The organism is Bacillus sp. 17RED48 (assembly GCF_019837545.1).
In the GTDB taxonomy this organism is placed as follows: domain Bacteria; phylum Bacillota; class Bacilli; order Bacillales; family Bacillaceae_G; genus Bacillus_A; species Bacillus_A wiedmannii.
The window spans coordinates 12,976-27,604 of sequence record NZ_JADAXG010000002.1 but is presented as its reverse complement, the minus strand read 5'-3'; the positions used below and the strand labels follow the sequence as shown (position 1 = coordinate 27,604).

General features: G+C 32.7%; 11 protein-coding genes and 4 pseudogenes. 10 read left to right on the top strand and 5 right to left on the bottom strand.

The annotated features are described in order from the left end of the window. The first annotated feature begins 13 nt into the window (after positions 1 to 13). Positions 14 to 1,171 carry a protein kinase family protein gene (locus tag ILT06_RS06915; RefSeq protein WP_222654955.1) on the top strand — a complete coding sequence of 386 codons (1,158 nt, stop codon included), beginning with the start codon at positions 14 to 16 and terminating at the stop codon, positions 1,169 to 1,171. Between the two features lie 323 nt (positions 1,172 to 1,494). Further along, a complete protein-coding gene (locus tag ILT06_RS06910) occupies positions 1,495 to 2,502 on the top strand; it encodes an NAD-dependent epimerase (RefSeq protein WP_222654954.1) in 1,008 nt (335 codons plus the stop codon). Between the two features lie 199 nt (positions 2,503 to 2,701). On the opposite strand, the gene ILT06_RS06905 is transcribed toward ILT06_RS06910, so the two are convergent. Further along, entirely contained in the window at positions 2,702 to 2,986 is a 285-nt protein-coding gene (locus tag ILT06_RS06905) for a hypothetical protein (RefSeq protein WP_222654953.1), read from the bottom strand. 639 nt (positions 2,987 to 3,625) lie between these two features. Here ILT06_RS06905 and ILT06_RS06900 point away from each other — a divergent pair. The 3 genes from ILT06_RS06900 to ILT06_RS06890 are packed head-to-tail and all read left to right on the top strand — an operon-like array spanning position 3,626 to position 4,390. Next, positions 3,626 to 3,922, top strand: a complete 297-nt coding sequence (locus tag ILT06_RS06900) for a hypothetical protein (RefSeq protein ID WP_222654952.1) — start codon at positions 3,626 to 3,628, stop codon at positions 3,920 to 3,922. Between the two features lie 45 nt (positions 3,923 to 3,967). Next, positions 3,968 to 4,195, top strand: a complete 228-nt coding sequence (locus ILT06_RS06895; protein ID WP_222654951.1) for a hypothetical protein — start codon at positions 3,968 to 3,970, stop codon at positions 4,193 to 4,195. Positions 4,196 to 4,210: 15 nt separating this feature from the next. Then, positions 4,211 to 4,390 (top strand): hypothetical protein, encoded by a 180-nt coding sequence (locus ILT06_RS06890; RefSeq protein WP_098827326.1) that lies wholly within the window; start codon positions 4,211 to 4,213, stop codon positions 4,388 to 4,390. Between the two features lie 207 nt (positions 4,391 to 4,597). Here the strand turns inward: ILT06_RS06890 and ILT06_RS06885 are convergent, their stop codons facing one another. Together ILT06_RS06885 and ILT06_RS06880 are read right to left on the bottom strand one after the other, a co-directional pair. Further along, positions 4,598 to 5,155, bottom strand: coding sequence for a hypothetical protein (locus tag ILT06_RS06885; RefSeq protein WP_222654950.1), 558 nt, complete (start codon positions 5,153 to 5,155; stop codon positions 4,598 to 4,600). 182 nt (positions 5,156 to 5,337) lie between these two features. Next, positions 5,338 to 5,973, bottom strand: a pseudogene (locus ILT06_RS06880) (IS6 family transposase); the annotation flags it as partial. Between the two features lie 161 nt (positions 5,974 to 6,134). Between ILT06_RS06880 and ILT06_RS06875 the strand changes: the two are divergent. After that, a complete protein-coding gene (locus ILT06_RS06875; RefSeq protein WP_176546893.1) occupies positions 6,135 to 6,284 on the top strand; it encodes a hypothetical protein in 150 nt (49 codons plus the stop codon). An 839-nt stretch (positions 6,285 to 7,123) separates the two neighbouring features. Here the strand turns inward: ILT06_RS06875 and ILT06_RS06870 are convergent. After that, entirely contained in the window at positions 7,124 to 7,369 is a 246-nt protein-coding gene (locus ILT06_RS06870) for a hypothetical protein (RefSeq protein WP_098827324.1), read from the bottom strand. 443 nt (positions 7,370 to 7,812) lie between these two features. On the opposite strand from ILT06_RS06870, the pseudogene ILT06_RS06865 reads away from it, so the two are divergent. The 3 genes and pseudogenes from ILT06_RS06865 to ILT06_RS06855 form a co-directional block, all read left to right on the top strand. After that, positions 7,813 to 8,181: pseudogene (locus ILT06_RS06865) on the top strand (IS21 family transposase); the annotation flags it as partial. Between the two features lie 104 nt (positions 8,182 to 8,285). Next, positions 8,286 to 9,690 (top strand): annotated as a pseudogene (gene tnpC, locus ILT06_RS06860) (IS66 family transposase). A 497-nt stretch (positions 9,691 to 10,187) separates the two neighbouring features. Next, positions 10,188 to 11,042, top strand: a complete 855-nt coding sequence (locus ILT06_RS06855; RefSeq protein WP_222654949.1) for a hypothetical protein — start codon at positions 10,188 to 10,190, stop codon at positions 11,040 to 11,042. 473 nt (positions 11,043 to 11,515) lie between these two features. On the opposite strand, the pseudogene ILT06_RS06850 reads toward ILT06_RS06855, so the two are convergent. Continuing rightward, a pseudogene (locus tag ILT06_RS06850) lies at positions 11,516 to 11,821 on the bottom strand (DDE-type integrase/transposase/recombinase); the annotation flags it as partial. Positions 11,822 to 12,460: 639 nt separating this feature from the next. On the opposite strand from ILT06_RS06850, the gene ILT06_RS06845 reads away from it, so the two are divergent. Further along, complete coding sequence (locus ILT06_RS06845; RefSeq protein WP_222654948.1) at positions 12,461 to 14,596, top strand: insecticidal delta-endotoxin Cry8Ea1 family protein; 2,136 nt, start codon at positions 12,461 to 12,463, stop codon at positions 14,594 to 14,596. Positions 14,597 to 14,629 lie beyond the last annotated feature (33 nt).

The following is a 14,629-nucleotide window of genomic DNA, read 5'->3' as shown; positions in this document are numbered from 1 at the left end:
TAGGAGGATAAGCATGAAAGATTTCAAAGCGATTACTGTAACCAAAGGTAAAAAATCTTTAGAAATTCACAATCCCACCACCTATCCGCTGATAGGAATGGGAACGCAAGGTGCTGTATTTAAACTTGCAGAAGATAAATGTGTAAAAATTTATTCAGACCCAGTACAAGCAAAAGTGGAGGGGAAAATCCTTAAAGCTGGGCAACATTTGCCCTTTATCCCTGTGTTATATGATATTGGATCAAACTATATAGTCATGGAATACTTTAATGCTCCAACATTAAAAGAATATCTTAAAGAATGTATGTATATGCCTAGTTCTATAGTAGAGAAACTTTTAAATATATTTAAGAAGTTAAAGCAAACAAAACTTACCATGATAGACGCCTCTCTACACAATATTTTTGTAGTTGATAACGAGGAATTTAAGGTGGTTGGCCATGAGAATTCTTTCAAAAAAAAATATCATGTACCATTAAAATTATTAAGAGATTTAAAAACAATCCTGTTAAAGGACTCGTTCTTAGCCCAAGTGAAAAAGCTTGAACCGGATACTTTCAATGAGTGGAATAAATATTTAAATCGGAAAAATTTGGACTTTAGAAACATTCCGGTCCTTCATGGAGGTTCAGGGAATGGAGTAAAAATAGATAGTGCGATTACACAAACACTAATTGGAAAAGGACATCAAGGTGCTGTTTATCGGGTGTCTGAAGACCAATGTGTAAAGATATACGGGAAAATTGAACATGTAAATCGGGAAAAAAATGTTCTTTTATCAAGTCAACATTTGTCTTTTATCCCAAAAGTATTTGAAACAGGATCAAATTATATTTTAATGGAATATCTCTCTGGACCAGATTTAAACACTTTTCTAAAAAAACAATCTGTACTTTCTGAAGACATAACAAGGCAATTACTCTATATATTAAAAAAGATGAAAAAATCAGGTTTCAAAAAAATCGATGCCCCACTACGGCATATTATAGTAACCAATAACGGTTTTAAATTAGTCGATCATGTGTACTCATTTTCACATGAACAAAAAATCCCTCTCGAATTATTTAAAAACCTAGGAGAAAGAAATTTTTTAGATTCTTTTCTAGAACAAGTGAAAGCAATAGAGCCTAAAACATATGCTAAATGGAAGAAAGACAAAATTGTCTATTAAATAATAATACACTTATATAGCTAGGGAAGGATTGAATTTTCTTATGGACAAATCAAAAAAATGTAGCAAAGTGAGATAACACTTTTTTCGTTACATTTATTATTTTCGAAAGGGAGAATTTTGTTTTTCAGTCCCTCATTTAGTTGGAAAAGTAAATGATTTTCGGTTGATTTGTTACTGTACATGTAGGGACAGAGGGTATTGATTTACTATTTTCTCCCTTATTTAAAAGTGCAGTATCAAAACCAAAACCAAAACCCCTTTTCAAATGCAATAAAACTTGATAATTAAATTTATTTATAGAAAGGATCGGAATTAGTATTATGAAAATCTTGGTGACAGGGGCGGTAGGCTTTATTGGTTTCCACCTAACAAAACGTTTGTTAACTCAAGATATCAATGTTATAGGTGTAGATAGTATTAATGATTATTATGATATTCTTTTAAAGAAAGATCGCCTTAAGATGTTAAAAAAAAACGATAATTTCGAATTTTATAAAATAGATATATCAAATAAAGAAAAATTGATTCAATTATTTAAAGATAGAAAGGTTAATATAGTCATAAACTTAGCCGCTCAAGCGGGAGTACGTTATAGTATTGACAATCCAGATTCTTACGTTAATTCCAATTTAGCTGGGTTTGTAAATATTTTAGAGGTATGTCGACAATATAATGTAGAGCACTTAATTTATGCATCCTCTAGTTCTGTCTACGGAGCTAATTCTAACATTCCTTTCACAACAAAAGACCCAGTAGATCATCCAGTAAGTTTATATGCTGCTACAAAAAAATCTAATGAACTGATGGCTCATACTTATAGTCATTTATTTAATATACCAACCACGGGACTAAGATTTTTTACTGTATATGGCCCTTGGGGGAGGCCTGATATGGCCTATTACTCATTTACTCGAAATATTATTGAAGAGAATACAATTAGGGTTTTTAATAATGGAGATATGAAAAGAGATTTTACTTATATTGATGATATTGTTGAGGCAATAATTCGATTACTCGATAAGCCACCAATATATAATGGAGGATGGGATAACGTTAATCCTGATCCAAGTTCAAGCTATGCTCCATACAAAATCTATAATATTGGTAATAACACTCCTATTAAATTGATGAATTTTATTAATATATTAGAAAAGTTAATTGGAAAAAAGGCGAAAATAGAATTCTTACCGATGCAACAAGGAGATGTTAAGGAGACCTATGCAGATATCTCTGATTTGCAGGCTGATGTGGAGTTTTATCCTTCAACAACAATTGAAGAAGGTTTAGCTCATTTTGTAAATTGGTACAATGATTACTATGTAAAATAAGCTCTATTGCAAAGTTTGTTTGTGTTTAAACACAAATAAACTAAAAAAGGGAGCTGTCAGAGACGGCCTCCTTTTATAAGTTATCCATTTTTATGATTACATTATATTTTAAATTTGAAGTGATTGTAAACTTGTAACATATAGATTTTTTTCTCCCTTCATCCCCCCTTATGAAGAACCATAAAACATTTAGTTAACATTAATCATCTCTTTTACAATCACGTTTTTTCTCACATTTACATTCCCCTTTACAATCACAATCACGGTAATGATGTTCATCACGATAACCATAACGAATTTTTTCAATATTAATGGCATCTAAACTGGTATAACAGTCGTTTCCATTTCGTTTGATCCAATAAATAAAGTCTTCACATTTTTCCTCTGTAAAACGAATAAAGATTCCTTCTCCTTCATATCCTCCTGCAGAATACACTTTTATTCGATCGCCCTCACATAAATCAAAAAAACGTCTTCGCGTCATACTAGCAGCCTCCCTTTTTTTAATATTTCATTCCACAAACATCATATGTTCTATGTAGGATTGTTGATTGGGCGATTCACAACCATATATTTGCTTTTATTACATAAAATATATGTATTTGAATGAAAGGAGCGAAATACGATCTGCGGAACGTATGTGCTCAAATCAAAACAAAAATTTCTATAAATCAAAATTTTTATTTTCTTGCGTATCCTCCTAGCTTACAATCTACCATACATCCAAATGAAAAAATCACAGCTTACTTTTTTTATAATTATCAATTTCCCCCGAAAATTTATATAAAAAATAAATTGATCCTAAATTACTAATTAATTTAAATTGATAATTATAGTCAAGTAGATGTTGATTTACATCCCTTAAAGATAGGGGGCTTATCTTTTATACTCAATGTCTGTATTGAACCGATTCATAAATCAAAATGTGTTCTACAAATCACAAAGATGACTACATTTATTTATCAGCGTGGAACGATTATCGAATCAAGGTAATTAAAAGAATTAAAAATTTCTTATTACATTTGAAAAAATATAAATTGGTAAACCGCCCAATCAATGGGCTTATGTACGGCATATTCTATTGGTGAGATGAAAAGAGAATAAAGAATCGGAGGCGGTTAAAATGACGAGAAAACGTTTTTTTGATTTATGTGAGGGCGATCGAATAAAAGTGTATACTGCAGGAAGATATGAAGGAGAAGGAATCTTTATTCGTTTTACAGAGGAAAAATGTGAAGACTTTATTTATTGGATCAAACGAAATGGAAACGACTGTTATACCAGCTTAGATGCCATTAATATTGAAAAAATTCGTTATGGTTATGGATATGGTTATCGTGATGAACATCATTACCGTGATTGTGATTGTAAAGGGGAATGTAAATGTGAGAAAAAACGTGATTGTAATCAAGATGATTAATGTTAAATATAATGAAAAATATTCTTCATAAGGGGGTTTCTAAAGATGGCTCAACAAAGGGTATGTGAATGTAATCGTTGTAAACGACATACCGTGTATCAAAAATGGAAAGTAAAAATTGGAGATCCTATAAAAGTGTATTCATATGGTCATTTGTTGAAAAAATGGGGGACCTTTTTAGCAATGGATTATTCGTTTGTCAAATGGTTAGATGGAGAAACAAATCTACATTTTACGAGTTTACAATCATTACACATTCAAAAAATAATGTGAATTTAGGAGAAAACGTTGAAGCCGATTGTCAAAACCATTAAAAGTATTAAAAAATATAGGTTTGATGAGCATAATTTTGATTTGAGAAATACAATATTTGGTTCTGTTGCAAAGCTTTCTAAGCGAGGTTTGCAACAAACAAACTTTGTTTGTTCAACATACAATGAATTAGACCAATTACTAACAATCGTATAAAATCCATCTGCAATCATACTACTTTTTATCTATTAAGAAATTTTGCAATAAAACCTTAAATTTGATCCCCCTATATAGAGAGGGGGATATTATTGGCCTAATAAGAGACTAGCATTCATTAGTATCCATAAATTTTTATTTGTAAGATAAATAAAGTGTATACGATTTCAGATAAGACACATGGAAATTTCACTAATTTTTTATTTATTATTCATATTCAAAGTAAAATTCACCGGATATTTTTGCCATCTGACAATTATCATCAAATACTTGTATTTCTAAATGACGTATCTGGACATGTTCATTATCAATAACATAATAGGGTAATCTTCCTACACTATATTTTACTACGTGGTCAACATGCAATGTTTCTTGATAAGATAAAGCAATAGAACCATCCCTAGTACTTTTTGTACAGATTTTACTATCATAAATTGGTTCAATGTATAGATTAAGTAAGAAAAATAAACAGCCTTTTATTTTTAATGCATGTAAATCAACATCAACATACCCACAATTATCTACTTCAATGGATTTTTTACTTGTTTCCTTTATCATAGACAGATGGTTTAAATCATAAATCAATTTAGGGTCGGTTTCCTTTTTTATTTGAAATCCTCTTGGAATATTCAGCACGACACTAAATGGCAATCGATGATTCTTTTCTTTTTCATTCGGATGCTTGTGTATGTTAGATTCGATATTGGATGCAAGAGGATTACCTTGTGATTCACCTTGGGTGTGGTTTTGATACTTGCTGTCCATGAGATACGCCTCCTTTTATTCTGAAAATTCAACTTTTTGAATCAGAAATGCAAATATGCTCTTCTATATGTTTATGTAAAAAATTTTTCAATATGTTTTTTATTTGCTCGATCAATAAGTATGTGTGCTACATAGCATACCTGTGTAAGGGAGTAATTAAAATTAATTAGAGGTGGTTTTATGTACGTTGAAAAACTGCAGTTCAGTCGTGAACTACAGTTTTGTTTATATAGTATGAATGATTTCGATTCCTTTCAAGATACGTGAAGCATAGCGAAGATTTTGAAATTTTGTGGATTTGGAAAAACGTCGCTTGATATGTCTATGATCTATTTCGATGAAATTATTCAAATGCTTGATTGCACAAGGAGTGATATGCTTATAAAAACCTGTTTCTCAATTTATTGAACGCGTAATGTAACGCTGGAGCCTTGTCTGTTGTGGGGACCGTTGCTTTTCTAAATGTTTTCACTAGTTTTTTCATAAAGGCATATGACGCTTGATGATCTCGTTTTTTGCGAAGTTGAATATCCAATGTGCGTCCATCTTTATCGATAGCTCGATAGAGGTATCACCATTCGCCTTTCATTTCGATATAGATTTCATCTAGTTGCCAAGAGAGCTGTGCAGATTTGTTTTTCTTTTTCAAAATCTGACAAATGAGATTTCCATATTCATGAACTCAGCGCATGATGGTTATTGGGTGAATCGAAACTCTACGTTTTTTCAAAATTTCAGAAACGTCACGACAACTTAAAGAAAACGACAGCCACCAAAATAATGTCTTTCTTGAACTGTTTTTCTTTAAAATATCGAATTTGTAATTCTTCTCGCTTTTTTTCTAAATTGTAACTAGGTTTAAGACACCTTGCAACTGATCTGATCCCACATCCATTAACTTAAGATTTTAGACTATTCTTAAACTTGAAAGCACGTTACTATTCTCTTACTGTTAATGAAAAAGGGTGACGTGCTTTTTATGAATATGCATCAAAAACAAGAGCTGTCTTTATTTGCCGAAGAGTTATATCGATATATGTCTCCCGCTACACTTAATCAATTAGCTATAGAAGCAGGCGGGATGAAACGAAAACGTAAGTGCAAACGGTTATCAAGACCTAAATTATAAAAATCGATGTCTGCGAATTTATTTTTATTTCTTTTTCTACAATTCTGTAAGCAATTCAAGGGGGAATTTTAAATTAAAACTAGAATGAGTTCTTTCTAGAGATTTCCCATTAAGAATAAGCTCCTTATATTTCATGTTGCATAAAATACCATATGAATTTATAGGAGGTAATACAATGTATTATAGGGGTTCAGACGCGTGCCCATCAACTAAAGAATTTCTACTACCCCCAAGTGTCAAAAAAAGTTATCCTTTCTAAAAAATTGAATTAGAAAGGATAACTTTTTTTATAAATATTTCGTTTCAAGATAAATTACAATTATTTTCTAAAGAGCTATGCGTTATTCAGAGGGCACTGAAAAATCCCAATCAACTATAAAAAGGAGTTCAATACCTGCTACATATAGGTATTGAACTCCTTTTTATTTTCTGTATACCGATAAAGTATATGTTGTTTTTTCAAGGTTATCACTTTTTCAGTTGTCTTGATATCAGTATAGGGGTTCTCCTCGAAAAGGAGGAATAAGAAAAAATATGTTGTTTTTTAGATGGAGCGACAGAGTTACTTTCATTGACTGAAAAGAATAGTTCAATAAATTTGAGCGGTACATTTTTAAATGAATTTGTAGTAATTATTTTGGTAACGGTGGCCTGTGTGTCAATAGAACCAAACCATACAATAAACACTAGCCTACATTAACAAGCAATAATAAGACGATTTTATTATCTTTTCAAATAAATGTTTTTGTACTTATGATATACTATATTTACTTTCGTTTTTTACGAATTCCCTAAAAAGTATGTAGAGGAGGTTCTAACTCTCTGGTTAGAACCTTCTTTTATTTTTTCGTAGCAAAAGCTTCTTTTAAATTTTTGATCCAAACAGATTTATGTAAATCAATATGAGAAATCCAATTCCCTGATTCATGAGAACCGACAAATTCATTATAAATAGGATGCCAAATAATAAGGTATGTTTCATTTTCATATTGTATTTCATCAAATTGCCGCAACGATTTTCCAAATGTGTCGGATTGACCGATAGGTATCGCCCCTTTTTCTAATATTTCTTTAAATTGTTTCAAAGGCTTCACACTCCTTAGCAAAGGTATATGTATATATTTTTTAAAGGGTGTATTTTTTCCTCTTTTATTATTAAGATTATTTAGATGGATAATAAAAAAGCACGTTCTATTTTTTAGAACGCGCTTTTCCTGAATGAGTCTATACTGGTATTTCAAACCATTTTACATGTACATCCTCATTATAACACACAACTGACAAAAAATAACGAAAAATCAAATTGTTAGAAAGTATTTATTTGACTTTTAAGAATTTCTCTTGAAATAGGGTAGTATGTAAAAAGAAGATTTTTCTATTTAAGAAAGCTTCTTTTGTTCCAAATTATGTTCATATTCTTTAATTCTTCTATAAAATTATAAATGCTAGTTTAAATGTACACATTAACACTTGAATAAGCATGTACATTTTCAACAGGATTCTACATACAGACTTTGAGGTGGTTAGTGTGTATATCAAACTAGGTATTCCAACGGAATTTACAATTAAAAGTCTTACAGACTTATCTAATTTAAAAAATTTAATGGAGAACTTAAAGATGAAAATAAATAAAAGTCAACTAGCACGAGAATGGAAGGTTGATCGACGTACCATTGATAAATACATGAATGGCTTTATACCAAAGGGGACCAAAAAGAGAACATCAAAAATCGATGCCTATTATGAAGTGATTTTAGCTCTTTTATCAGATGACTCTAAACAAACTTTTTACTATATGCGGGTTCTATGGCAATATCTAACGGATAATCATGGTTTGCAATGTTCCCAGTCTACTTTTCGTGCCTATATCAACAGGAAACCTGAATTCAAAAAATATTTGTAACTACTCAGCTTCCTCACGGAGGCTTTTTTAATTTTACTAGTTTCATATGCCTCCTATTTGTAACTACTGAGTATATCAAACAGTGTGGAGGTGATAATATGGTCGATCGAAAAGTCATTTTAAATGCATATAAAAAAGGACCTACGGCTGTTATTTTTTTATTTGAAGAAACATTTTCTAAATTAGAAAGACGTATAGAAGAATTAGAAAATCGTTCTAAAAAAAAACTCCAAAAATAGTCATAAACCACCTTCTACAGATGGTTTGCGTAAACCTGTTACAAAGAGTTTGCGCAAATCATCCCAGCGTCAAACCGGTGGCCAGTTGGGCCATAAAGGACATACGCTTCATTTGACAACGACTCCGGACCATACGATTACTTATTCTCCTATGCAGTGTATTTGTTGTAACACATCCTTACACCACGAACCTGTAAAAGGATACCGCATTCGCCAAGTGTATGACTTACCACCTATCCAGATAGAAGTGGCAGAACATAAAGTGGAACAAAAAGAATGTCCACATTGCCAGTCTATCCAAGAATCCCAATTTCCTTTTACCGTCTCTCGTCCTGTTCAATATGGTCCAAATATAAAAAGACTGATTCCCTATCTAACGCATTATCAGTGTCTTTCTTTGAAACGAACAAAAGAATTCTTTCAAGATTGTTTTGGGCATTCTATCAGTGAAGGAACGTTAGTCAATCATGCCCATTCTTTTTCTTCTGCATTGCAGCCCTTCCTCCAAGAAGTAAAAGAGAAGATTCTTCAGTCTCCTGTTGTCCATTTTGATGAAACCGGTATGCGAGTAGAAAATAAAACACAATGGTTACATACTGCCAGTACACCGGAGGTGACATTGCAACATATTCACCAAAAACGTGGAAAAGAATCGATGGATGCAGGTGAAATACTGCCGTCTTTTTCTGGAATCGCGATGCATGATGGCTGGAAACCATATGATGTGTATACAGATTGTCGCCACGTGTTATGTAATGCCCACCTCTTACGAGATTTGCAGGGGATTATTGATAGTACTTGTCAAAAGTGGGCACAACAGATGCAGGAATTTCTAACGCAAGCTCTGACGCTGAAAAAACAATATAAAGGAATTCTGCCAAAAACGGAGCAACAGAATCTGTTTGTCGTCTACCAATCCATATTGAAAAAACAACCAGCCTTTTCTACGGAATTAAAAAAGAAAGGAAAGCGGACGCCTGCTCAAAATTTATGGAATCGCTTCGTCAAATGCGCTGACAGAATTCTAGCATTCTTAGAACATCCAGACATTCCATTTGATAATAACCAAGCTGAACGGGACATTCGAATGACGAAAGTAAAACAGAAAGTGTCTGGGACTTTCCGAAGTAAGAAAGGTGCAGAATTTTTTTGTCAGATACGGAGCTTTATGAGTACCATGAAAAAACAAAAACACTCTGTCTTACAAGCGATAGGACAGGTTATAGAAACCGGAACGGTTCCTTGGAATAGCACGATTTCATAAGAGAACTTCTCTATTTGATATAGATTCTTTCTCTTATTGGAGTATTTTCCTTTTCATGTTTTCGAATTGAAAACATGGATTTGGTATGCCTTTTTCCCAACTAAGCTGAGTAGTTACAGTATATTTACAATATAATTATTATTTAGATTGGATATTCAACATATTTCCACTTATATGTGACATATATTAGTAAAGGACATTACAAATGTGTTAGAAATTAGAGGGTAAGGAGTGCTAAGAAAATGAAGCCATATCAAGAGCATGATGAACAAAATTATACTGAGGATAAAATCAATGAGAACTATGGTTGTAACTCATACGTGCAAAATAAATAATTTAAAGAGAATGAAGAGTGGAACAATTCCTATTCCTTTCAAAGACATAAAGGAAATGAAAAGGACTGGAATGGACAAAGTGAAAGAAGTTATTATGATTGTAACCTAATTAAATCTCAATCTCCTAATTTACCTGACGAAAGCAAAAGGTTCCAAGCAATTATGTTTACCAATCAATCCTCCAATTGCGTAACGGAGAGAAATTATCCACTTGGTGAGCTCGTACCTTTCGAACCTAGAGAATGTCGTCAAATAATTACAGATCACCAAACATTAGTTGGTTCTCTTGAATTAAGTACTGATATATACTTTTATATTTTTTATCAAGCCGATGGGGATGGTTATGTAATTGCAAGTCGTGAAAATGGGCGCGTACTTGAATATATGGATAATGCATCAGAGCTATTTAGGGTATTAACATCTAGGTTATATAATGGTGGGGCAAATCAAATTTTTAATATGAACAGAGCTACTAATAATAATTTTAGATTACAAACACAGCCATCAGGTGCAGGTTATGTATTAAGACCATGTAATGATAATACAACAACTTTACTTAATCTTGTATTTACTCCTGCTAGTTCAGGCTTGGCAAATCCAAATACTCTTCTAAGTTTTAGAGAATCTGAGAGAATCCCGCCCGTACCTATTCCCTCATTACCATCGCCAACAAGATTAAGCCCCGTACCGGATTTGAGTAACTTGGATGATGAGGGACCACTTCCACAATATGCCCCAAGAGCGACTATAGGAAGTGCGTTAATTCCATGTATATTTGTAAATGATGTAGCTCCACTAGATCAAAGAATTAAGCAAAGTCCATATTATGTTTTAGAATATAGACAGTATTGGCATCAATTATGGTCATATCTTCTTCCATCCGGTGGGTCACGAGAATTCGATGAAATAACTGGGATAAGACCAGAAGCGCAAGAAAATATGAAGGATTCGCTAGATATCGTAATAGGAGCAGACTGGAATTTAAGATTTGGAGATAAGTCACATGCTTTTAGATAACAAATTTATCACGGATTAAACACATCAATTTCTCGAACACCAGATGATTTAGGATTAAGAACAGAAAAAAATAGATATGTTAATATCCATCCTCAACAAGTAAGATTTTCAAGATTTGTAAAAGCGCACGAATATAGATTAACTCGTCCTAATGGAACAGAAGTATCACCACCGTGGATAGCGTTAGACTATAATACTATACTGCTCAAATCATACCCAAATAACTTGGAAATAGTAATGCCAAATTCAAAAATAATAAATAGTAGTAATAGTTATGATCTATCAGTATGGAAAACACCATTGATGATACGAGATGGGAAAATCATTACAAGAAAATAATAGGAATTGGCAAACCACCAACAGTAAGTCGAACGAAATAGGCCTATGGCAACCATTCCTTCTTTTTTGAGGGTTCTGATTCAAAAATAGTAGGATATGAAAGAAGAATACAAGATTTCTAGCGGAATTGAACGCTATGCTGTTAAACGAAAGACTTCATTAATAAGATATATCTGCTTTTGGACCGACTTCTCTCCTTGGAGAATTTGTCCTTTTTTGACCATATGCATAGCTTCTATTCCAGCAATCATTTTTGTAGCTTTATGGAATGATTTTAAGAGAAGCATATTCCGAATCCGTTTTTTGATAAACTGGTGGTCTTGTTCAATGATATTGTTTAAATATTTTTTCACACGAAGTGGCATACCGTGTGGTATGCACTGTTCGTCTTTTAGTTCCCTTATCACAACAGGATAGGCCTTATCTCCATCAACAGTTATAGAAGGGGTCATACGCCCCCCAAAAAAAAGAAAATTGTATGGTAAAGAATATTTTGGTTCTGGTACGAAAAATCATTTTCAAGTTGTTTTATTTTTTCGCATCAGACCCCCTCCTTATCAATATTCAAAAACAATTGTGTAATCTAATTTGTGTTCCCTTTTTTTATTGCAAAATGCTCTAAATCATCCCCTTATTTTGGTGAATAGGAGAAAAAAACATACTGGAATTTTTTCCACATATATACTTATAATGTAAGGGGGGTTACCGTATTACGTTATTTATGATAAGCCTGTTCAGTTACAAAATTTAGAAATAAAAATATTGGATAGAAAATGCTGAATATCTAAAATATAAGAGGGTTATGATTATGAGTAATAAACTCAGAATTCATTTATAGATTTTTGAGTTGGAATTTCATTTACATGGTTAGTCTATCAAGTATTTCTTATGCAAAATACTTGATAGATTTCTATCTTTTTATTAATTAATTTGATAAAAGTCCTTGCCCAAAAATTCTATTTTCAGCAGGAATGAATAGTACTGTATCGTGGCATATCTTGCATTAGGAATTGTATCAGATAGTGTTTATTATTCTGAAATAAAAATCAAATTTGCTCATAGAAAGAGGAGGAATATTTATGAATCATAATAATAATGAATATGAAATTGCAGATGTAAATCCCCCATCTTATCCATCTAACAGAATCAATAATTATTCTAGATATCCTTTCGCAAATGACCCGAACCAATTATTACAACAAACTAATTACAAAGATTGGCTCAATATATGTCAAGGGAATAACCAAAATAGTGGGAATCTAATAACAGATGCAGGAGCTGCGGTTAGTGCGGGCATAATTGTAACTGGCACAATGATAGCGGCTTTTGCTGCACTTGCTGTTGCTCCTTTTCCTATAGTAGGTGCTATAGTAGGTGGTATAGTAATAGCTTTTGGAACACTATTACCCCTTGTTTGGCCAGGTGGAAAGGAGGATAGAACGGTTTGGACTCAATTTTTCGCACTTGGAGAAACACTTTTGGGTAAAAGATTAACTGATGACGCACAAAAAACTGCAGCTGAAACTGTGGATGGGTTTGGGAGAGTATTAGACAACTACAAAGTTGCACTTAATAGTTGGATGGATTTGAAAAAGAAACAAAGTCCTGGATCCCCGCCAACGACAGAGTTAAAAGAAGCTGCTGATAATGTTAAACAACGATTTGAAATTGTCCATAATGAATTTGATGCGAATATGCCTCATTTAGGGAATCCTAAATCTAATTATAAAGAAGTGTTATTAAGTTCGTATGCACATGCTGCTAATCTGCATTTAAATTTATTACAACAAGGGGTTAGATTCGCGGATCAATGGAATCAAGATATATATTCTTCACAAATTGTACCTGCTGCTGGAACATCAACTGAGTATCTTAAATTCTTGCAGGCACGTATACAGGAATATGTTAATTATTGTACAGCAACCTATAGAAGCGGCTTAAATATACTTAAAAATTCTAATGATATCACATGGGATATCTATAATACATATCGTAGAGATATGACTCTTACCGTACTAGATTTAGTTGCAGCCTTCCCAAATTATGATCCAACCTACTATCCAATAGATACCAAAATACAACTTACAAGAACCATTTATTCAAATTTACTTGGGATAACTCAGTCTGGGAGGCAATATTTCGAGGCACTGGAAAACGCCTTAACAATGAGACCGAATTTGTATAGAATACTAAGAGGATTTAACTTTAATACAACATTTGGATCAGGTGTTAATTATTTATCAGGTATTGCAAACAGACGCGGTCTTATTAAGACTGTTCCTTCAGAGGAGGATGAGCAACCTTTTTACGGACAATCAAATGGTCGTCATGATCCAATGATTTTTGCAAATGGACTAAATATTTTTCGAGTTACTCTTTTAAGAAACAAACATTATATTGCACTTCCCGTAGGACCTCCTTTATTTGCAGCTAATCAAATCACGGATTTAAAACTATATTATGGAAATGCAACACAATACCACCATTATCAACCAAGCAATGAAGGTCTTACTACTGAAAGTACAGACCTCTCATTTCCTCCAAAAAACGAAGAGTATTTAAATGCAATTTTGATGACTTCACCAAGAACTATATACGAAAACCCAACAAATATATACTCATTTGCTTGGACAAAAAAGGATATAGATCAACAAAATAACATTATTATAAATGCAATCACCCAAATCCCAGCTGTAAAGGGTATTGCATTAGGTAATCAATCCCGAGTCATTCAAGGCCCTGGTCACACAAGTGGGGATTTAGTATATTTAAAAGATAGTTTAGAACTTAGATGTCAATACACTGGTCCTCAACAATCTTATGATGTACGTATTCGCTATGCCTCAAATGGTATCCTGAATGATAGGGCTATGATAGCCATTACAATCCCAGGGGTAACAGGACAATCCATTTCACTCAGTGAAACCTTTTCAGGTACGGATTATAATGTTTTAGAATTTCAAAACTTTAAATCGGTTCAATTTACTAGTGCAATTCGATTAAATCCCAGCCAAAACATATTTATTTATTTGAATCGTCTAGATCAAAATGCAAATACAACTTTGTTAATTGATAAGATTGAATTTATCCCACATCCATTACCACGTATTCTATCAGAACAAAAATTAAAAAAGGTGAAACAAAAAGTGAATGACTTATTCATAGATGCTGAAAATGGGTGTTTTTGCCCATCCCACGAAAAAGACCTGCGCTAAGGTTCTGGTGCAAAGGTTGCATTTATTGAAGAA